21 protein-coding genes are annotated in these 20,729 nt (G+C 30.6%); 13 read left to right on the top strand and 8 right to left on the bottom strand.

Annotated features, from left to right (window positions below):
• Window positions 1-144 precede the first annotated feature (144 nt).
• The gene (locus tag ACTG3V_RS07410; protein WP_439131518.1) at window positions 145-714 is read right to left on the bottom strand and encodes a DUF3109 family protein; all 570 of its coding nucleotides are present in this window, start codon (window positions 712-714) and stop codon (window positions 145-147) included.
• An 89-nt stretch (window positions 715-803) separates the two neighbouring features.
• Here ACTG3V_RS07410 and ACTG3V_RS07405 point away from each other — a divergent pair, with 89 nt between their 5' ends.
• The 3 genes from ACTG3V_RS07405 to ACTG3V_RS07395 all read left to right on the top strand — a co-directional run bounded on the left by ACTG3V_RS07405 (window position 804) and on the right by ACTG3V_RS07395 (window position 2,856).
• Window positions 804-1,391 (top strand): MarC family protein, encoded by a 588-nt coding sequence (locus ACTG3V_RS07405; protein WP_439131517.1) that lies wholly within the window; start codon window positions 804-806, stop codon window positions 1,389-1,391.
• 1 nt (window position 1,392) lies between these two features.
• Window positions 1,393-1,998, top strand: a complete 606-nt coding sequence (locus ACTG3V_RS07400) for an FAD-dependent oxidoreductase (RefSeq protein WP_439131516.1) — start codon at window positions 1,393-1,395, stop codon at window positions 1,996-1,998.
• 114 nt (window positions 1,999-2,112) lie between these two features.
• Window positions 2,113-2,856 carry an energy transducer TonB gene (locus ACTG3V_RS07395; protein ID WP_439131515.1) on the top strand — a complete coding sequence of 248 codons (744 nt, stop codon included), beginning with the start codon at window positions 2,113-2,115 and terminating at the stop codon, window positions 2,854-2,856.
• Window positions 2,857-2,935: 79 nt separating this feature from the next.
• Here ACTG3V_RS07395 and glmS read toward each other — a convergent pair whose 3' ends face one another.
• The 3 genes from glmS to ACTG3V_RS07380 all read right to left on the bottom strand — a co-directional run bounded on the left by glmS (window position 2,936) and on the right by ACTG3V_RS07380 (window position 7,216).
• Entirely contained in the window at window positions 2,936-4,792 is a 1,857-nt protein-coding gene (glmS, locus tag ACTG3V_RS07390; protein ID WP_439131514.1) for a glutamine--fructose-6-phosphate transaminase (isomerizing), read from the bottom strand.
• 23 nt (window positions 4,793-4,815) lie between these two features.
• Window positions 4,816-6,336, bottom strand: coding sequence for a DUF4270 domain-containing protein (locus ACTG3V_RS07385; protein ID WP_439131513.1), 1,521 nt, complete (start codon window positions 6,334-6,336; stop codon window positions 4,816-4,818).
• 67 nt (window positions 6,337-6,403) lie between these two features.
• A complete protein-coding gene (locus ACTG3V_RS07380; protein WP_439131512.1) occupies window positions 6,404-7,216 on the bottom strand; it encodes a glycogen/starch synthase in 813 nt (270 codons plus the stop codon).
• Window positions 7,217-7,312: 96 nt separating this feature from the next.
• On the opposite strand from ACTG3V_RS07380, the gene panC reads away from it, so the two are divergent.
• The 4 genes from panC to radA all read left to right on the top strand — a co-directional run bounded on the left by panC (window position 7,313) and on the right by radA (window position 11,332).
• On the top strand, window positions 7,313-8,161 hold the full coding sequence (panC, locus tag ACTG3V_RS07375; protein WP_439131511.1) for a pantoate--beta-alanine ligase: 849 nt from the start codon (window positions 7,313-7,315) through the stop codon (window positions 8,159-8,161).
• A gap of 107 nt (window positions 8,162-8,268) precedes the next feature.
• A complete protein-coding gene (panD, locus tag ACTG3V_RS07370; protein WP_026776382.1) occupies window positions 8,269-8,619 on the top strand; it encodes an aspartate 1-decarboxylase in 351 nt (116 codons plus the stop codon).
• A gap of 2 nt (window positions 8,620-8,621) precedes the next feature.
• Entirely contained in the window at window positions 8,622-9,566 is a 945-nt protein-coding gene (locus tag ACTG3V_RS07365; RefSeq protein ID WP_439131510.1) for a lysylphosphatidylglycerol synthase transmembrane domain-containing protein, read from the top strand.
• 404 nt (window positions 9,567-9,970) lie between these two features.
• Window positions 9,971-11,332 (top strand): DNA repair protein RadA, encoded by a 1,362-nt coding sequence (radA, locus tag ACTG3V_RS07360; protein ID WP_439131509.1) that lies wholly within the window; start codon window positions 9,971-9,973, stop codon window positions 11,330-11,332.
• A 102-nt stretch (window positions 11,333-11,434) separates the two neighbouring features.
• On the opposite strand, the gene ACTG3V_RS07355 is transcribed toward radA, so the two are convergent.
• The gene (locus ACTG3V_RS07355) at window positions 11,435-12,181 is read right to left on the bottom strand and encodes a uroporphyrinogen-III synthase (protein WP_439131508.1); all 747 of its coding nucleotides are present in this window, start codon (window positions 12,179-12,181) and stop codon (window positions 11,435-11,437) included.
• Window positions 12,182-12,199: 18 nt separating this feature from the next.
• Window positions 12,200-12,793 (bottom strand): DUF4271 domain-containing protein, encoded by a 594-nt coding sequence (locus tag ACTG3V_RS07350; RefSeq protein WP_439131557.1) that lies wholly within the window; start codon window positions 12,791-12,793, stop codon window positions 12,200-12,202.
• A 130-nt stretch (window positions 12,794-12,923) separates the two neighbouring features.
• Between ACTG3V_RS07350 and ACTG3V_RS07345 the strand changes: the two genes are divergently transcribed.
• Genes ACTG3V_RS07345 through ACTG3V_RS07335 form a run of 3 tightly spaced genes read left to right on the top strand, consistent with a single transcriptional unit; the run spans window position 12,924 to window position 15,476 of the window.
• Window positions 12,924-13,646: a polyprenol monophosphomannose synthase gene (locus ACTG3V_RS07345; RefSeq protein WP_439131507.1), complete on the top strand. Its 723-nt coding sequence runs from the start codon at window positions 12,924-12,926 to the stop codon at window positions 13,644-13,646.
• An 8-nt stretch (window positions 13,647-13,654) separates the two neighbouring features.
• On the top strand, window positions 13,655-14,992 hold the full coding sequence (locus tag ACTG3V_RS07340) for a dihydroorotase (RefSeq protein WP_439131506.1): 1,338 nt from the start codon (window positions 13,655-13,657) through the stop codon (window positions 14,990-14,992).
• Window position 14,993: 1 nt separating this feature from the next.
• A complete protein-coding gene (locus ACTG3V_RS07335; protein WP_439131505.1) occupies window positions 14,994-15,476 on the top strand; it encodes a DUF4296 domain-containing protein in 483 nt (160 codons plus the stop codon).
• Here ACTG3V_RS07335 and ACTG3V_RS07330 read toward each other — a convergent pair.
• Entirely contained in the window at window positions 15,466-16,470 is a 1,005-nt protein-coding gene (locus tag ACTG3V_RS07330; RefSeq protein WP_439131504.1) for an SDR family oxidoreductase, read from the bottom strand. The genes ACTG3V_RS07335 and ACTG3V_RS07330 overlap by 11 nt on opposite strands.
• 62 nt (window positions 16,471-16,532) lie before the next feature.
• Between ACTG3V_RS07330 and tyrS the strand changes: the two genes are divergently transcribed.
• The 3 genes from tyrS to ACTG3V_RS07315 all read left to right on the top strand — a co-directional run bounded on the left by tyrS (window position 16,533) and on the right by ACTG3V_RS07315 (window position 19,660).
• Window positions 16,533-17,825 carry a tyrosine--tRNA ligase gene (tyrS, locus tag ACTG3V_RS07325; RefSeq protein WP_439131503.1) on the top strand — a complete coding sequence of 431 codons (1,293 nt, stop codon included), beginning with the start codon at window positions 16,533-16,535 and terminating at the stop codon, window positions 17,823-17,825.
• A gap of 768 nt (window positions 17,826-18,593) precedes the next feature.
• Window positions 18,594-19,478 (top strand): hypothetical protein, encoded by an 885-nt coding sequence (locus ACTG3V_RS07320; protein WP_439131502.1) that lies wholly within the window; start codon window positions 18,594-18,596, stop codon window positions 19,476-19,478.
• A gap of 2 nt (window positions 19,479-19,480) precedes the next feature.
• The gene (locus ACTG3V_RS07315; protein ID WP_439131501.1) at window positions 19,481-19,660 is read left to right on the top strand and encodes a hypothetical protein; all 180 of its coding nucleotides are present in this window, start codon (window positions 19,481-19,483) and stop codon (window positions 19,658-19,660) included.
• A 144-nt stretch (window positions 19,661-19,804) separates the two neighbouring features.
• On the opposite strand, the gene ACTG3V_RS07310 is transcribed toward ACTG3V_RS07315, so the two are convergent.
• The coding region (locus tag ACTG3V_RS07310) for an IS110 family transposase (protein WP_439131500.1) at window positions 19,805-20,729 on the bottom strand (925 nt) is incomplete at its 5' end.

The raw sequence follows: 20,729 nt of genomic DNA, 5'->3' as shown, positions 1-20,729 counted from the left end.
TATACTAAACTTGTTTATCAAGATTTATTTTTATTGACAGTAGATAACAGGTTGTGTTATAAAAAACGATTGAAATTATTATGATACTCACACAAAAACTCATATAAGAAAAGCTTTTAGCAAAAATCCTTCTAATCTTTATAGTTATGGAGTATGTTTTTCTGCTACTTTTTCCAGCTCATCATACCAATGTTGTCCAAATTTTCGAATTAAAGCTTGTTTTACAAATTTATAAACAGGTACCTGTAACTCTTTACCTAAAGAGCAAGCATCATCACATATTTCCCATTTATGATAATTTACAGCCGAAAATTCGCTGTAATCTTTAACACGAATTGGGTATAAATGACAAGAAATTGGTTTTTTCCAACCTATTTCACCTTGATTATATGCCTCTTCAATACCACAAAGAGCCGTATTTTTATCATCAAAAATAACATAAGCGCAATCTGCCCCTTTAATTAAAGGAGTTTCTAATTCTCCCCATTCATTAGCAATCCAAGCACCTTGCTTTTCTATTGCTTCTATTCCCTTTTTTCTTAAAAAAGGTTTTACTTTGGGGTAAATTTCTTCTAAAATTTTGGCTTCTTCTTTTTCTAGAGGCGCTCCTGCTTCTCCATCAATACAACAAGCCCCTTTACAAGCTGATAAATTACAGACAAAATCTTTCTCTATAATATCTTCTGAAACTATGGTTTTTCCTAATTGAAACATAACGCAAAAATAAGAATATTTATTTCTGATTTTTTTTCATTTTCGTAAAAATAGTTAACTACTTTTGCAAAAAATTTAAAATTTAAAAAATGGTTTTCGATTTCAAAGAAATATTAACTGCATTTATGGTATTGTTTGCGGTTATCGATATTATTGGAAACATTCCAATAATCATAGACTTACGCAAAAAAGTAGGTCATATTCAATCTGAAAAAGCCTCTTTAATTGCAGGTTTTATTATGGTTCTCTTTTTATTTGTAGGTCAAAGTTTATTAAGCTTAATTGGTATTGATGTAAACTCTTTTGCTGTGGCTGGTGCTTTTGTGCTATTTTTTATAGCTTTAGAAATGGTTTTAGGCATAACATTATACAAAGATGATAGTGATAACAATGCTTCATTAACAGCAGCTGTATTTCCTATAGCTTTTCCACTAATAGCTGGTCCTGGTAGTTTAACTACATTACTTTCTTTAAGAGCAGAGTTTGCAATACAAAATATTATTGTTGCTGTAATTTTAAATATAATTTTTTTATATCTTGTGCTTAAAACTTCATCTAAAATTGAACGTTTATTAGGTTCAGGTGGTATCCAAATAATTCGTAAAGTTTTTGGAGTAATATTATTAGCAATATCTGTAAAGTTATTTGCTCAAAATATAAAAATGTTATTTGTTTAAAATGATTTTTGATTGTTTAATAGTTGGTGGTGGTGTTTCTGGAATGCAATGTGCGTTAGTTTTGGGCTCTGCTAAAAACAAACCTTTTGTTGCTGATAAAAAAATAGGAATTATTTTACATCAAAGAGCATCACATTTAGAAAATGCTCTTTTTAACAATGTTTTAGGATTGTCTGCCAGAACTCTTGGTAAAGATATTTTAAATGATGGAAAAGCCCAATTAACTAGTTTATATTCAGATATTCATCAAATTGAAAAAGAAAAAGTAGTTGCTGTTGATAAAACCGGAGATGAATATATCGTAAAAACCAATAAAAACAGCTATCAATCAAAAATTGTAATTTTAGCACTTAATTACGCTAAACCTTTTACCATAAAGGGTTTAGAGAACTTTGTAATGCCTCACCAAAAAGCAAATACTGTTAAAAATAGAGTTCAACTTAAAAATAAAGACCATTTTATTGACAAAGGATTGTATTGTTGTGGTACAATTGCAGGGCATAGAAGTCAATTTGCTATTGCTGCTGGAAGTGGTGCTTCTGTAGCTACAGATGTCTTAACACTTTGGAATGATGGAAATCATACAAAAGTTCATGATAAAGTATGACGTAAATCATATTTTTATCCTCTTTATATTTATAATTTTACAATCAGAAATCAAATTACTGAGAATATAATAATTTCTGACACTAATATTTTATAAATTTAAAAGGATTATAAGATGGAAATCAAGAAAAACCCTCGCCAGCAACTTGAAAATTTTAGCAAAATTTTCTTTCAAATAGGTATTGTTTTAACACTATTTATCATTTATACTTTCATTGAACACAAAACCTATGAAAAAACTTATGGAGAATTAGAAACTGTTGTTTTAGTAGCAGAAATGACAGAGGAAATTCCGATTGTTAAGGTCATAAAAATTAAACCCACTCAAGTAAAAACTCCACCACCACCTTCAATAGAAAAATTAGAAGTTGTTAAGGATGATGTTGAGGTTCCTGAAACCATTATAGAGTCTACAGAAACAGATGAAAATGAAGCTATTACTGATGCTGATGTAACTACAGACGATATCGTAGAAATTGCAGAACAAGAATCAATTGTAGAAGATGTACCTTTTATGATGATTCAAAATGTACCTGTTTACCCTGGCTGTAAAGGTAATAATGAACAATTAAAAAAATGTTTTACAAAAAAGGTTTCCAAACATTTTGGTAGAAATTTTAATGCTAATTTAGGAAACGAACTTGGCTTAAGCTCAGGTAAAAAAAGTATTTATGTAGTTTTTACAGTAGATAAAGCAGGTAATATTACTAATGTTAGAGCAAGAGGTCCACATCCTACTTTAGAAAAAGAGGTTGTACAAGTAACCCAATCTTTACCAAAAATGACACCTGGTAAACAACATGGGGTTTCTGTAGGGGTTACCTATAGTATTCCTATAACTTTTGAAGTGATTATGTAATGTAATTATAATTGATAAAAAACGAAAAAAGTCTAGTTCTTCAACTAGACTTTTTGTTTTATAAAATAGGAAGTTACCTTTACTCTACTGTAACTGATTTCGCTAAATTTCTTGGTTGATCTACATTTTTTCCTAACATTACTGCTATATGATATGATAATAACTGTAAAGGAATTGTAGTTAACAATGGCGTTAAAGCTTCTTCTGTATCAGGTATTTCAATAGTATGATCTGCAATTGCTTTTACTTGAGTATCACCCTCTGTAACTATTGCTATAATTTTACCTGCTCTTGACTTAATTTCTTGAATATTACTGACTACTTTTTCATAATGCCCTTTATTTGTTGCAATAACAAATATTGGCATATTTTCATCAATCAATGCAATGGGTCCATGTTTCATTTCTGCTGCAGGGTAACCTTCAGCATGTATATAAGAGATTTCTTTTAATTTTAATGCGCCTTCTAAAGCAACAGGAAAATTAAATCCTCTCCCTAAATACAAACAATTGGGTGCATCTTTATATACTGCTGCGATTTTTTTTACATGTTCATCTATATCTAAAAGCTTTTCTACCTGTCTAGGAATTAATTGCATCTTAAGAATATAATTCTCAAAAGCATGATCTGCTAAAGATTTATTGGCTCTACCTAGTTTCAGAGCAATTAAGGTAAGTACAGTGATTTGTGTTGTAAACGCTTTAGTAGAAGCAACACCAATTTCTGGTCCTGCATGGGTATATGCACCTGAGTGAGTTTCTCTGGCAATAGATGATCCTACAACATTACAAATACCAAAAACAAAAGCGCCTTTAGATTTTGCCAATTTAATAGCTGCTAATGTATCTGCTGTTTCTCCTGATTGTGAAATCGCAATTACAACATCTTTATTAGTAATTATAGGGTTTCTATATCTAAATTCTGAAGCATATTCAACCTCAACTGGTATTCTGGCCATCTCTTCAAAAAGATATTCACCCACTAAACCTGCATGCCAAGATGTACCACAAGCAACAATAATAATTCTATTGGCATTGATAAATTTGTCTATATTTTGTTCAATACTAGACATTTTAATCAATTTTTCTTGTGCAAGCATTCTACCCCTAAAAGTATCTGTTATTGCCTTAGGTTGCTCATGAATTTCTTTAAGCATAAAGTGATCATAACCTCCTTTTTCTATTTGATCCAAACTCATTTGAAGTTCTTGAATTATAGGATCAACCATAGAGTCATCATCAATTTTATGTACTTTTACACCCTTACCAAGTTTAATAATCGCCATTTCTTCATCATCTAAATAAATAGCATTTTTTGTGTATTCTACAAAAGGTGATGCATCTGAGGCAACAAAAAACTCTTTCTCATTTTTTCCAACACCAATTGCTATTGGGCTTCCTAAGCGTGCCACAATTATTTCATTAGGTCTATTTTTATCAAAAACTGCTATTGCATAAGCTCCAACAACGTTTGTTAATGCTAATTGAACAGCTTTACCTAATTTGCAACCTTCGGTTTCCTTAACCTCTTCAATTAGGTTTATTAAAACTTCTGTGTCTGTATCACTTTTAAAAGAATAGCCTCTAGAAATAAGCTCTGTTTTTATGGTATCATAATTTTCTATAATACCATTATGTACAATTACTAAGTTTCCAGAATTTGATGTGTGAGGATGCGAATTAATATCATTAGGTACACCATGTGTTGCCCAACGTGTATGGCCTATACCAATATTGCCTACTTGTCTTTTTTTATCATTATTCGTAATTCTTTCTAAATCAGAAACTTTTCCCTTAGTTTTAGAAAGATGTATGTTTTCACCATCATAAATCATTACTCCAGCACTGTCGTAACCTCTGTATTCCAATCTTTTTAAACCATTTATTACAATTGGATAAGCTTCTCTATAACCAATATAGGCTGATATTCCGCACATAAAATTTGTTTTGTGGTGTGAAGTTAATTATTATCTTCTGAATATGATATTTTTAAAACCGCTTTTTTTGCTGTATTTGTAGTTAAATTGTTAAAAAGCGTAACAGCTTTAGGATTCCAACTAAAATTATTAAAAATAGTATCTGTTGCACTTACTGTGTTTGGAAGGGGAATTGAACTCGGAAAATCTGAAATATTAAAAGCCTTTAATTTAAAGTTTGGTGAATAATTAGTTTCTCCACTTAATATATCAGATACATGCTTGGTAATTCTAAATGTATATTTTTCTACTGCTCCACTTGCGTCCCTTTGCAACTCACCTCCAAAAAATAGTTGCTCTCTGTAACTATCTTTAACTTGTCCAAAACCTGCATTAACTTGAGTGTTGTCCTGGTATAGATATAACCTGTTTGGAACATGTGTTGTATCTGCAGATTGATTGATGTAAAATGTTAAAGAAGCATCATTTACCAATAAATTTCTTGCTCTAAGTTCATCAATTTTACTTTGATTAAATAACGTAATAGTACCTTCACTACCTGCTGTACCTTGAATAATGATTTCTTCATTATTAGGGTATACTTTATCATCCATAGTAAATGTATTTACTCTAAACCCTGATAATGGAAAGGAGTTGTTTTTGGTGATAGTATCTATTACTATACTTCCAGATTTTAAAACTGTATTTGTATAATAAGCTTCTATTGATGGATTTAAAGCTGTGTTTGTGTTGTTAAAATTAAAAGAAATTAAAGAACCGTCAGTACCTGTTGCTTCTATAATTAAGCCTCTAAAATAATTATTAAATGCTTCTTGAGAATCGAATTCTACAGATTCATATTTGTCTAAAAAAAGTGCTTTAAATTTTTCTTCATTTAAAGGGATTCTTACAAAAGGAATTTTAGCTGTATTTGTTGCCGAATTAAAAATCTCTAAGGTATCAGTAGTTGCAATACTATCATCAAATAGTCTTCTTTTTATAACAAGAGTGGTATCTGCTGCACTAGGTTTAAAAGCAATGTCTGCATTGGCATTAAGCCTATCTATTTTCTCAAAAACATCATCAGAAAAAAAACGATTTATTTTTGATGGATCTGATGGGTCATAAACATTCATATATGTATTAGACCTATACACATTTATAGTAAATTCTTTTGTTGGGTTTCCAATAATGGAATCTAATTCGTAAGCATCACCATCATTATTCAGTTCTACCTGATAAGGTAACTTTAAAAATACAGTATCTATTTTAGTAACCACTGTAGTATCTGCACCGTAAATATTTTCATCATCAACAACTTGCAAACTTGGTGTAATGGCTACTTGAGAAACAATAGAAGCTTCTAATTTTTCATAATCAGAACTGGCATAAACACCCAACAAATATTGCCCTAATCTTCTTGAAATATTGTCTGACTGAACCCTTTCTAAAGGACTATTTTCTGCAGTAATATCTACTAAAATTGCGTTAGTGGTAAACCTTGTGTTGGTTAAAACGTTAGAATCTATATTTGTAAAGTCTTCTTCACAAGATAAGATTGCCATTGATAGGCATATAAAAACACCTAAATATAGGCTTTGTTTAATATTTTTTTTCACTTTCAAAAAACAATTACTCTGCTGCAATTAAATCAGCATAAAAATTCAAATAAGATTCTTTTAAATGCTCTGATTGATATTCTAAAACAGGCAAATCATCTTGTTCTTCAATAAAAGAACTTAATTCTTCATCAATTGTTTCACTACCATGAATAATTGCATCAGAATTTTCGACTGCACTTTTTAAAATATTAATATGATTTGGTTTTGTTATCGTAGCTATTTTATTAGAGTCATTTAGGTCAAATTTCACCTTATCAGCTAAATTTGTATTTAAATCTCCTTTAAAACCGCTATTATAAAGCGAAGTAACAATTTTACTTTCAGTAAACAATGGTTCTTCTTTATAAAATTCTCTTAAATAAAGTGGTAATAAAGAAGCCATCCATCCATGAATATGAATTACATCTGGTGCCCAATTTAATTTTTTTACAGTTTCAACAACCCCTTTTGCAAAGAAAATAGCTCTTTCGTCATTGTCTGGAAATAACTGGTCGTCTTCATCTGTAAAAACTGCTTTTCTCTTAAAATATTCTTCGTTATCTATAAAATACACTTGCATTCTTTCTTTGGGTATAGATGCAACTTTTATAATTAACGGCATATCTACATCGTTCACCACTAAATTCATCCCAGACAAGCGAATTACTTCATGTAGCTGATGTCTTCTTTCATTAATAACACCAAATCTTGGCATAAAAATACGGGTTTGAACTCCTTTTGAATGTGCATTTTTGGCAGATGTAAATGCTGTGGAAGAAAGTTCTGTTTCTGGTAAGTAGGGAACAACTTCTGATGATACGAATAAAATTCTCTTGTCCTTCATTAAATCAAACTCTTTTATAAAAATGCAAAAGTACGAATTTTTATGCTAATATGGTGTTAAAATGGTAAGTTTGCATCCATTATACAGCCTTTTACTATGAATATTTTTACTGAAAAGCAGCCTTTAAAAGTGCATCTCTCTAAGCTAAAAGCTCAACATAAAAAAATTGGTTTTGTAGCAACTATGGGTGCTTTACATCAAGGTCATTTGTCTTTAATTCAACGTGCACAACAAAAAAATGATGTTGTTGTGGTAAGCATTTTTGTAAATCCAACTCAATTTGATAAAAAAGAAGATCTCATCAACTACCCAAAAACTTTAGAGAATGACACTAAATTATTAAAAAGTGTTGCTTGTGATGTAGTGTTCCACCCTTCTGTAGAAGAAATGTATGGTGAAAACACAATTTCTGAGCATTTCGATTTTGGTGGTTTAGAGCATGAAATGGAAGGTGAGTTTAGAACTGGTCATTTTGATGGCGTTGGCACTATTGTAAAAACCTTATTCGAAATTATTGAACCTGACACTGCCTATTTTGGTCAAAAAGATTTTCAGCAATTGCAAATCATCAAAAAGATGGTAAAAATCTGTAAACTTCCTGTAAAGGTTAAAGGCTGCAAAATATTTAGAGAAGAAGATGGTTTGGCAATGAGTTCTAGAAACACAAGATTAACTCTAGCACAAAGAAAAGCGGCCCCTTTTATATACAAAACACTAAAAAAAGCTAAAAAGAAATTTAAGAAAGAAAGCAGTACTAAGGTTAAAGCATGGGTAGAAAATCAATTTAAAAAACAAGAAATATTAAATTTGGAATATTTTACTATTGCTGATGAAAAAACATTAAAGCCAATTAAAGATAATGAACCTGATAAAAAATACCGTGCTTTTATTGCTGTTTTTGCTGGCGAAATTCGTTTGATTGATAACATGCCTTTAAAAAATTAAGACCAGCAATTAAATATCAAAAATCATGTAAACTACAATTCTAAATTACGACTTTTAGACGTATTAAAATTGAGTTTCACTAACTAAAAAAATAGTATTTTTGCAAAATGTTAGTACAAGTAGTAAAATCTAAAATCCATCGTGTAAAAGTTACAGGTGCAGATTTAAATTATATAGGTAGCATTACCATTGATGAAGATTTAATGGATGCTGCAGGAATTATTGAAGGTGAACGCGTACAGATTGTAAACAACAACAATGGTAATCGTTTAGAAACTTATGCTATTCCTGGACCACGTAAAAGTGGAGAAATTACATTAAATGGTGCAGCATCTCGTTTGGTAGCGGTTGGTGATGTATTAATTTTAATTGTTTACGCATTTATGGAATTGGAAGAAGCCAAAAAATTTAAACCTCAATTGGTTTTTCCGAACGAAAAAGACAACACACTTACTTAATTTTGAACATTAAAAAAATCTTAAAAACCATATTACCTCTCGTTTTGGGAGGTTTTTTAGTTTGGTATTCTTTATCGGGCATTTCTGTTGAAACCTTAGGTCAATATTTTAAAGAAGCCAATTATAGTTGGATTTTTCTGGGTTTATTATTTGGTATTCTTAGTCATCTTTCTAGAGCTTATAGATGGAAGTTTATGTTAGCGCCTTTAGGGTATACACCAAAATTTACCAATAGTGTTTTAGCTGTTTTGGTTGGTTATTTGGTAAATTTAGCCTTACCAAGAGCAGGTGAAATTTCTAGAGCAACAGTAATGGCAAACTATGAAGACATTCCATTTGAAAAAGGTTTTGGAACTATTGTAGCAGAACGTATTGCAGATTTAATTATGATGTTGGCTATAGTAGCCATTACACTTTTTGTACAATTCGATTTTATTTACAATCTATTAACCAACAACTTCAATCCCACAAAAATTAGTATTGGTTTAGCAATTTTAATTGTTGGTTTTTTTATTTTTTCATCCTTTGTAAAAAAAGCAAAATCAGGATTTTTATTAAAAATTAAAACCTTTGTTACGGGTTTAATAGAAGGGGTTACAAGCATTTTTAAAATGAAAAATAAATGGGCTTTTATTTTTCATACCATTTTTATTTGGGTAATGTATGTAGCCATGTTTTGGACAACAATCCCTGCAATTGAAGGTTTACAAGTGCCTTTTGGCGGAATTTTAATCGGCTTTATTGCAGGAGGATTTTCTATTGCTGCCACAAATGGCGGAATTGGTTTATACCCAATTGCTGTGACTGGAGCCTTAGCTTTATTTAATATTCCTACTGAACCAGCTACCGCTTTTGGGTGGATTATGTGGACCGCACAAACAGCCATGATTGTGGTTTTTGGTGGACTCGCTTTTCTTTTGTTACCCATTGTAAATAAGAACAAATAACTTCGTGTAATTTCTATTAAAAATTTTATCTAGAACTTGGGCGTTCCCTAAAGGTCGCGCTTTCACTACTCGCTTTTTTTTATGCTGAATTTATTTCAGCTTCTGTAAATATTTGTAAGTAATTTTATTGTTTAAATAAGATAAAGAAACAAGTACAGCATAAAAAAAGAGCTCAAACAGGTCGTTCAATCGCTAACGCAACTATTTGCCAGCTTATAAAAAATCCGAAGAAATTTTTTTTAATTTAAGAGCTCAAAACTTTTTAATACCCAAGACCCTTCAGGTTTTAAAAACCTGAAGGGTCAACTTTCTTTAATAAATTTCTAGAATAGCAAGTTGTAAAAAATAGATATTTATAATCTAACTTTACTTTGTAACTTTACAACTTTACAACTCTAATAAAAATGGCCAAAACCAAAACAACTTTTTTCTGTCAAAATTGTGGCACACAACATGCAAAATGGGTAGGACAATGTGGAGCTTGTAAAGAATGGAACACCATTGTTGAAGAAGTAATTCAAAAAGAAGAAAAACGCGTTTGGAAACAAGCTAGCACAGCAAAACAAATCACGAATAAACCACTTAAAATTGCTGATATTATTCTTAATCCCGAAGAAAGAGTTATCACCAATAATAACGAGTTAGACACTGTTCTTGGTGGTGGTTTGGTAAAAGGTTCTGTAACACTTTTAGGGGGTGAACCTGGTATTGGAAAATCTACTTTATTATTACAAGTCGCACTAAACATTAGCCAAAAAGTGTTGTATGTTTCTGGTGAGGAAAGTCAATCTCAAATAAAAATGAGAGCAGAACGTTTGGATGCAGAAAACTCTAATTGTTTAATTTTAACAGAAACCAATACCCAACAAATCTTTAAAAACATCGAAGAAACTGAGCCCGAAGTTTTGGTGATCGATTCTATACAAACCCTGCACACTAATAGTATTGAAGCTTCACCTGGAAGCATTTCTCAAATTAGAGAAACCAGTGCAGAATTGATAAAATTTGCCAAAGAAACTGCAACACCTGTGTTGCTGATTGGGCATATCAATAAAGAAGGAAATATTGCAGGACCAAAAATTTTAGAACACATGGTAGATGTGGTTTTACAGTTTGAAGGTGATAGAAATCACACATACAGAATATTAAGAAGTCAGAAAAACAGGTTTGGTTCCACATCAGAGTTAGGAATTTATGAAATGTTATCAAATGGTTTACGAGAAATTTCGAATCCGTCAGAAATCTTAATTTCAAAAAAAGATGCAGATTTAAGTGGTACTGCTATTGCATCAACCTTAGAAGGAATTCGTCCATTAATGATAGAAATTCAAGCGTTGGTTTCTACAGCAGTGTACGGAACTCCACAACGCTCTACAACAGGTTATAATCTAAAAAGGTTAAATATGTTATTGGCGGTTTTAGAAAAAAGAGCTGGTTTTAAATTGGGTGCAAAAGATGTTTTTTTAAACATTACTGGAGGTATTATTGTAGATGACCCCGCTATTGATTTGGCTGTAGTAGCTGCCATTTTATCATCCAATCAAGATATAGCTATCAACCCAAATGTATGTTTTGCTGCAGAAGTAGGTTTAGCTGGAGAAATACGACCAGTTTCTAAAATTGATCAACGTATTACAGAAGCAGAAAAGTTAGGTTATAAAAGTTTTGTGGCCTCTAAATACAATAAAATTTCATCTAAAAATCATTCTATTAAATTGATTTTAGTTGGTAAAATCGAGGAAGCTTTTGCTACTTTGTTTGCTTAAATTTTGCACATAAAAAAAACCGAACATTTCTGCTCGGCTTTTTATAAATTTTATAAAATTAAATTTAAACTTCAAAAATTTCACTCAAAATTTTTAGAAATTTTACTTCTTATTTACTTTCTTTATGTATTGATCTAAAGCCATAGTCATAGATGGTGTTTCTTTAGATGGCGCAACAATATCGCACTTTAAACCTGCTTCTGTTACGGCTTTTACTGTAGAATTGCCAAAGGCAGCAATTCTTGTTTGGTTTTGCTTAAAATCTGGAAAATTTTGGAATAATGATTCTATTCCAGAAGGACTAAAGAATACCAAAACGTCGTAAAACACATTTTCTAAATCAGACAAATCACTAACTACAGTTCTATACAAGTTTACTCTCTTCCAGCTTACCCCTAACTTATCTAACTCTTCAGGTATAGATGGTTTTAATTTATCTGATGAAGGTAATAAGAATTTTTCTGTCTTATGTTTCTTAATTAATTTTGTTAAATCAGTAAAAGTTCTGTTACCAACATAAATTTTACGTTTTCTATACACCACATATTTTTGTAAATAGTAAGCTACAGCCTCAGACTGGCAAAAATATTTCATGGCATCTGGCACCTTAAAACGCATTTCTTCTGCTATTCTAAAAAAATGATCAACCGCATTTCTGCTCGTTAAGATAATTGCTGTAAAGTTTTTTAAGTCTATCTTTTCTGCTCTTACCTCTTTTACAGGTATTCCTTCCACATGAATAAAAGATCGAAAATCTATTTTAACTTTCTGTTTATCAGACAAATCAAAATAAGGAGATGTTTCTGTCTTTGGTGCTGGTTGGGAAACCAAAATCGTTTTCACTTTCATACACTTTGTATTTTGTATTTAAAACATCAATTTAAAAGCTACAAATAGCGGTGCTATTTCAAGGGCGCAAATATACAAAATAAAATAAAACAACTTATTAAAAATCAGCTTTTTATTTCTTGCAATTAAAAACACGTATCGTAAAGCAAATAAAAAAGCGGCAAAAATTAATAAGTATTGCTTATTTATATTTGCGTATACAAATAAAATTAAAGCAATGTATATTAAAAAGGATACGCTATGCAGATAAGTATTCTTTAAATACACAAAAAACTGTACACTTCTTTTTATCATAAATAGCAATAAAAACAAGTACTCCAAAATTCTTTTTGCTGTAAAATAAAGCAATACATAAATTGTAATTGATAAAAAAGCTGATAAACCTGTTTTTGATTCTGGTAGTTCATAAAGTTTAAATTGATACAGTAAAAAAGAAAATACCAAAACAGAAAATGTAAACATTAAAAGCGGAAAGCCTTTAAAAAAAGATGTTCCATCTATATCTTCATCTTCAATAATTGTAAACCTAAAAAATGCGAAAAAATTTTCTTTTACTTTTTTTGAATTGAGCAATTTTAACACAACAATGCTCGAAAATAATATCAAGAACAATAGGGTAACCCAATCATTGGTATGTACTATTTTATCAACGGCTTGCAATTAACTTTTATTTATAAATGATTCCCACAAAATTAGTGATTAATTAATGTATATTTGCGTACTTTCTACTGAAAATTAATTTATGTCAGACGCTTTAGTAATCATTCCTACTTACAACGAAAAAGAAAATATTGAAGCCATAATTAGAGCAGTTTTTAGCCAAAAAAAAGCATTTCATATTCTTATTGTTGATGATAATTCTCCTGATGGAACTGGAGTAATTGTAGCACGATTAATTACTGAATTTCCGAATCAACTTTTTCTGGAAAAAAGAAAAGAAAAAAATGGTTTAGGTACTGCCTATATTCATGGTTTTAAGTGGGCTTTGTCAAAAAAATATGAATACATTATTGAGATGGATGCTGATTTTTCTCACAATCCTGAAGATTTAATAAGGTTGTACAATGCTTGTGCTAAAGAAGGTGGAGATGTTTCTGTAGGTTCAAGATATGTGAATAATCAAGTTAATGTGGTAAATTGGGATATTAAACGTTTACTACTCTCTTATTTTGCCTCTAGATATGTGCGTATTATAACAAGAATTCCAATTTTTGACACAACAGCTGGTTTTGTGTGTTGGAACAGAAAAGTTTTGGAAACCATACAATTAGATAAAATAAAATTTATAGGTTATGCTTTTCAAATTGAAATGAAATTTAAAGCCTGGAAACATAAATTTAACATTAAAGAAGTTTCTGTAATTTTTACTGATAGGGATTTAGGTGCCTCTAAAATGAGTGGAAATATTGTTTCTGAAGCACTTTTTGGAGTGATAAAAATGAGATTAAAAGGATTACCAAAATAAAAACACAAATGAGTAGTTATTTACTAAAAAATGCAACAATAGTTAATGAAAACAAAACCTTTAAAGGTGATGTATTGATTGAAGGTGAGAAAATTAAACAAATTTCATCAACCATTAATGCATCAGAAAATACAGAAATTATTGATGCTGAAGGAAAATATCTTATTCCTGGTTTTATTGATGATCAAGTACATTTTAGAGAACCTGGTTTAACGCATAAAGCCAATATAGCAACCGAAAGTAGAGCTGCTGTTGCTGGTGGAATTACTACTTTTATAGAACAACCCAATACAGTACCACAAGCTACAACTCAAGATTTATTAGAAGATAAATTTCAAATAGCTGCAAAAGATTCGTACACCAATTATTCTTTTATGTTTGGTGGTACCAATGATAATTTAGATGAATTATTAAAAACCGATCCAAAAATGGTTGCTGGAATCAAGTTGTTTTTAGGATCGTCTACAGGAAATATGTTAGTTGATGATGTAGAGGTTTTAGAAAAGATTTTTTCATCAACAAAAATGATTATTTCTTTACATTGTGAAGATGAAGCTACGATCAGAAAAAATACGGCTGAATTTAAAGAAAAATATGGCGATGATATTCCGTTAAAATATCACCCGATTATTAGAAGCGAAGAAGCTTGTTATATTTCTTCTTCAAAAGCCATTGAATTAGCGAAAAAAACGGGTGCTAGAATTCATATTTTTCACGTTAGTACCGCAAAAGAAACAGCATTGTTTAGAAACGACATTCCTTTAGAAGAAAAACAAATTACTGCAGAAGTTTGTGTGCATCATTTATGGTTTTCGGATAAAGATTATGAAGAAAAAGGAACTTTTATCAAATGGAATCCAGCTGTAAAAACTGAAGAAGATAGGCTAGGTTTATGGGAAGCGCTCATAGATGACAGAATTGATGTATTAGCAACAGATCATGCACCACATACTTTAGCAGAAAAACAAAATGTTTATACAAAAGCACCAAGTGGTGGGCCTTTAGTACAACATGCTGTTACTGCTATTTTAGAAAAAGTGAAAGAAGGTGTAATTTCAATTGAAAAAGCAGTTGAAAAGATGAGCCATAACCCTGCAAAACTATTTCAAATTAAAAAAAGAGGTTTTATTAAAGAGGGTTTTTATGCAGATGTAGTGCTTATTGATCCTAATGCATCTTGGACAGTGGCTAAAGACAACATTTTATACAAATGTGGCTGGTCTCCTTTTGAAGGTACTACATTTTCACATACCATTACACATACTTTTGTAAACGGAAACCTTATGTATAATAATGGTGTTTTTAATGATGAAATTAAAGGAAAACGCTTGACATTTAATCGTTAATATGAAAAAAATACACTTTTATATTCTCTTAATTTGCATTGTATCCTGTACAAGTAATACCATTTTTGAAAAGCCAAAAGACTTGATTCCAAAAGATACCATGAGTCTAGTTTTACAAGAGTTGGTTATTGCGAGTTCTTCTAAATTTATCAAAAATAAAAACTTAGAAAAAAAAATAAATTATATGCCTTTAGTGTATGATCGTTTTAAGATTGATAGTACTCGTTTTCAAACCAGTAACTTGTATTATATGACTACGATAGATGATTATCAAGAAATTATAGAAAATGCAAAAGAAAATTTAGAAAAACAAAAAGCCATTTTTGATAAAATAAAAACAGTCAAAGATTCAATAAGAAAAGATTCTTTAGAAAAAATTAGAAAATTCCGAGAATTACAAAAAAAGCATGATTCTACCCGTAAAAAAGTTTTAGATTTTAAAGATACTTTGCTTTTAGAAAATAAAATAAAATCTAAATTTTAGTGTATTCTTTACATATTTTTCGAATTGAATTTTCAATTTTTTCAAAACTATAATTCAATTCGTTTTGCAGCTTTTTAGAAGAATATTTTGATACAGCATGCGCACTTCTGGCTGAATATTTGCTTAATAAAGGTGCTTTACCTGTTATTTTAGACATTAGCCAAGCAAATCTCCAGAAAACCCCAGTTTGCCAAGGTTTTATTTGTATTGATGGTCGTTTTTTACCAAAAGCATCTGCAATTGCAAAAAAGATTTCTTTAAAAGATTTATTTTCTGCTACCAAAATAAAACGCTCATTTTTAATGTCGGAATTCATCAACTTTATCATCGGTTTTACCACATCTTGTACAGCAACAAAACCAGTAATCCCTTTTGTATAATACTTAAAACCATGGTAAACTTGACTGAATAATTTACCAGAACCAGACTTCCAAAAACCACTTCCTAAAATAACCCCAGGGTTTACAATTACAACATCAATGCCTTCTTGGCTTGCTCGCCAAACTTCCATTTCTGCCCCAAATTTGGTAATTGAATAACCGCTATTATCCAATTCTTTATTCCATTCACATTCTTCTGTAATCATTTCGTGTTCATTTTTTGCCTCACCAACAGCAGCAATAGAACTTACAAAACATAGTTTTTCAATTTTAGCATCAATAGCAAGGTTTACAACAATAGCAGTACCATGAATATTCACTTTTCGCATTTCAATATAATCATTAGGATTAAAAGAAATAAACGCAGCACAATGATAAACGTGTTGTATACCTTTAAACGCTAAAATCATAACAGGTACTTTTGTAATATCTGCTTTAAACCATTCAATTTTATCAAAAAAAGAAGCATCAGAAGTGTAGTACGAAAAGACTTTTTTCACCTTTTCTATAGAGGATTTTGTTCTGTAAATGGCCCTAATTTTATCATTTTTTAAACTTAAATGATACAACAAATGCGAACCCACCAAACCAGTACCTCCAGTAACTAAAATCATACTACGAATTTAGCATATTTTGGTTGATAAACTTATATTTGCCAACTGATAAATTGATAACAATGAAGAATTTTATTGAAGAATTACGATGGAGAGGAATGATGCACGATGCCATGCCAGGAACAGAAGAACATCTTTTAGAAGAAATGAGAAGCGCTTATGTAGGTTTTGACCCTACTGCAGACTCTTTACATATTGGTAATTTAGTGCCTATTATGCTGTTAGCTCATTACCAAAGATGTGGGCATAAGCCAATTGCTTTGGTAGGTGGTGCAACTGGTATGATTGGTGATCCTTCAGGAAAATCTGCAGAACGTAATTTGTTAGATGAAAAAACGTTAAGACACAACCAAGAATGTGTAAAAGCACAATTAGGTCATTTTTTAGACTTTACTTCCGATGCTGAAAATGCTGCAATTTTAGTAAATAATTACGATTGGATGAAAGACATTTCATTCTTAGAATTTATTAGAGATGTAGGTAAACACATCACCGTAAATTATATGATGGCAAAAGATTCTGTAAAAAATAGAATTGGTGCAGCCTCTAAAGAAGGCATGTCTTTTACAGAGTTTACGTACCAAATGGTGCAAGGTTATGATTTTTTGCATTTATTTAGAGAAAATGCAACTACCATACAAATGGGAGGTTCTGATCAATGGGGAAATATTACCACAGGAACTGAACTAATTCGTAGAATTGGCAATGGAAAAGGCTATGCTATAACTTGCCCATTAATTACAAAATCTGATGGCTCTAAATTCGGAAAATCGGAAGGTGGTAATGTATGGCTAGATGCCAAGAGAACATCACCTTATAAATTTTACCAATATTGGTTAAATACGTCTGATGAAGATGCAGAAAAGTATATTAAAATCTTTACTTTTTTAGACAAAGAAACAATTAATACTTTGGTTGCTAAACACAATGAAGCACCTCATGCACGAATTTTACAAAAACGTTTAGGAGAAGAAGTAACCGTTTTAGTACACGGAAAAGAAGAGTATGATAAAGCAATTATGGCCTCTAGTATTCTTTTTGGTAAATCTACTGCTAGCGATTTAAAATCGTTAGATGAGCAAACTTTTTTAGATGTTTTTGATGGTGTACCACAAGCAACAGTTTCTACAGCTGATATTGCTGATGGTTTAGATATGATTGGTGCGTTATCTGCAAAAACCAACTTTTTAAAATCTAATGGAGACGTTAAAAGAGCTTTAAAAGAAAATGCTATTTCTGTAAATAAAGAAAAAGTAAACGATAGTTTTACGATTACTAATAATGATTTAATTGCTGGTAAATACGTGTTGTTGCAACGTGGTAAAAAGAATTACTTTTTATTACGAGTTGAATAGCTTTTTTTAAATTGCAAACTAAAAATATTTAGAAAAAATATTCAAGATTATATTTTGTAAAATGTAATCTTGAATAGTAACACTTCTAGAAATAAGATCAATTTAATGCCTTAATTTTAAGGCATCTTGGCTTTCTTATAAGGGCTACTTATGGTTAAGTATTACAAGCTCTTATTCAACTCAGTAGGTATTTTCAATAACCTTGCTTAAACTCTTCCATAGCTGGTTTTACCTATTTTTTTAGTATCACTGGAATTTTTAACCCAGACCAAAAACTTTGTTTTTTAAAAACAACCAAATTCAGCTAAAAACACCTTAAATATAATCATATAAATATCAGCTATTTATAATTTCCCTCTCCCCATTTATGGGGAGGCTTATCCCCATAAATGGGGAGAGAAAATTTTCACCATAAATGGGGATTGACAAGCATCCTTTTTCAAATTAGCTTTACAAAACAAATAATTGCCGATTTTTTTCAACCTTAAAAAGGTATTCGGATCACTAAAAAAGTTGGGTTTACAGTTAAAAACATATGGTTAATAGAAGTGTTATTTGAGATATAAGTGGTTATGAGCAATTTGAACAGAACGGTTAAAGAAAACTATAAAAAGATTGAAAAATCGAGAAGAGGCTAACCATCTCAAAACAGTTGGATTTCCTAAAGACAACTGAAATCTTAAAATAGATATGAAACAACAAAATGGAAAAGAAAGTATAAACCGAGAGTTTAAAAAATCAAAAAAAACTCTCACAAAAATTACAAGAATGAAAAATATCAAATTTAAATTAGGATTTAGCTTGATTGCTATACTTTTTATTGTTGCTTGTTCAAAAGAGGACTCAACAAAAATTGAAACTACACAACTCAAAGTTTCAGATTTCAATAAAATAGGGAAAATACACAATTCTTTTCTTACAAATGTAAAAGACAATTTTAAAATAATTGAAACCTTTACGGATGAACAGGAGAAGATTGAGGCAATTTATCAATTTAACAAAGATTTTGTCACTTCATTAGATATTTCTTCAACTGAAAAAAATCTTCTAATTGCTGATTTAAATAAGACTAAAAGTTTAGTAAAGGAGGATGTTTTAATATCTAAAAGTTTTGGAATTTCAATTAACAATAAGTCCAATAGTAAAAAACAAGAAAACGAAGAAAATCTTTTTGATATAATTGAAAATTTAAAAACTGATGGCAAAATCAATAATGAATCTTATCAAATACTAAATTCATTGTCAAATGACTTAAAAGCTAATTACGAAGGTTCTTTATCTGATAATCAATTAAAAATTAATGTACAGTTACTTATTAATGATTTCAACAATGTTGGTTATTCTGAAAATACTGAAGGTGAGTTGGTAGGTACAGTTTTGGCCATTTCTATCTCCTCAATAGAATGGTGGGAGCAAAATCCTGACGCATTAGATAACTTAGCTTCAAAAAGTAATGCATCAAATAAAGCGTTGATTGCACCTTGGCTTGCAGCAGATTTAGTAGGTGGTACTCTCGGAGCAGTAGCTTCCGCTGGTATCCAAAAAGGTGTTAATGGCGATGTGAACTGGGAAATTGTAGGTTGGTCTGCTCTTGCAGCAGGTGCTACAGCTTCTACAGGTGCAGTTGGTAAAATTGTAAAGTGGTTATTTTAACTATGAAAAAAGTACCATTTAAATCAATCATTATTATCATTGTTATTTTAACCTCAATATGGACACCTGCCTTGTTAGATGAAATTTCTATGAAAAATTCTCTCATTATAACAATAAGTGTATTTATTGGTAGTTTTGCAGGATATTTTATATTAGAAAAGGGAAAGAAAAAAAGCTCATAACAAAGAACTGAGTTAAAAAACAACCATTTTCTTCATTAAATTTAGCCATTAATTTTCCTGGCATTGTTGAAGTAGAATAAATCTCCTTTGGTCGATTTATTTCCAATTCAACAAGCTAAAATTATCATTATTACTTTTATATTTTTATTTCACCTTTAAGACTGAAACGTGAGTTTCATCATAAGGAATGCCTGATTTTACAATCGCAAAACTTTGTTTTAATAGTTTGTTGGAAACTGCTATCAATGCTAGTTTTTTACTCTTTCCTTTGCTTGTAATTCGTTCAAATATTGCCTTACACCCTTTGTTATGCTTGTAAGCACTAAAAGAACACAAGAAAAGTAAGTTCCGTAACTTTCTATTCCCAACTTTGCTTATTCTGGATCGACCACGAACACTACTACCAGATTCTCTGATTGTGGGAGTTATACCTGCATAACTGCACAATTGTGAAGCCGTCTCAAACTTCTTAAAACCATCTGTAACTACAATTAAAAACAAGGCTGTTTTAAGACCAATTCCAGGAATACTCTGTAATAACGTCAATTGCTTTTGCTGGTCTTGCTTTACTAAACTTAATAGTTTTTGTTCTATGAACTTCAGCTCTTTATCTAAATATTTAAGGGTGCTTCTCAAAGAGCGATAAACAAACTTTGAGGGAATTCCTAGTACTTCTTCTCCGTGAATTTTATTTTTTACAGCTGTTCTTGTTTTTAAATAATTATCCATTAATCGAAACAACTGCAAACACTCACTTTGAATATCTGTAAGCGCATTATACAAAGGAAATGATTGGGTTAAACCATAATTACAAATTGATTTAGCATCACTTTTATCCGTTTTTACTTTGGCTAATTTCATTTGTATAAAACGCTTTATAGACAATGGATTTACAACTGAAACACAAACACCCTTCTTGTATAAAAACTGTGCAAACCTGTAATGATAATAACCGGTAGCTTCCATAACTACTAAACTATTCTTGGGTAGTGTTTTATGAAACTTTTTAAAGCCTAATTCATCATTTTTGAACTGCGAATGACCTTGTATACTACCATAACAATCAAAG

The sequence above is a fragment of the Polaribacter sp. genome (assembly GCF_965660385.1).
Taxonomy (GTDB): Bacteria; Bacteroidota; Bacteroidia; order Flavobacteriales; family Flavobacteriaceae; genus Polaribacter.
The sequence above is the reverse complement of the archived record's forward strand: the minus strand, read 5'-3'. Positions and strand labels throughout refer to the sequence as shown.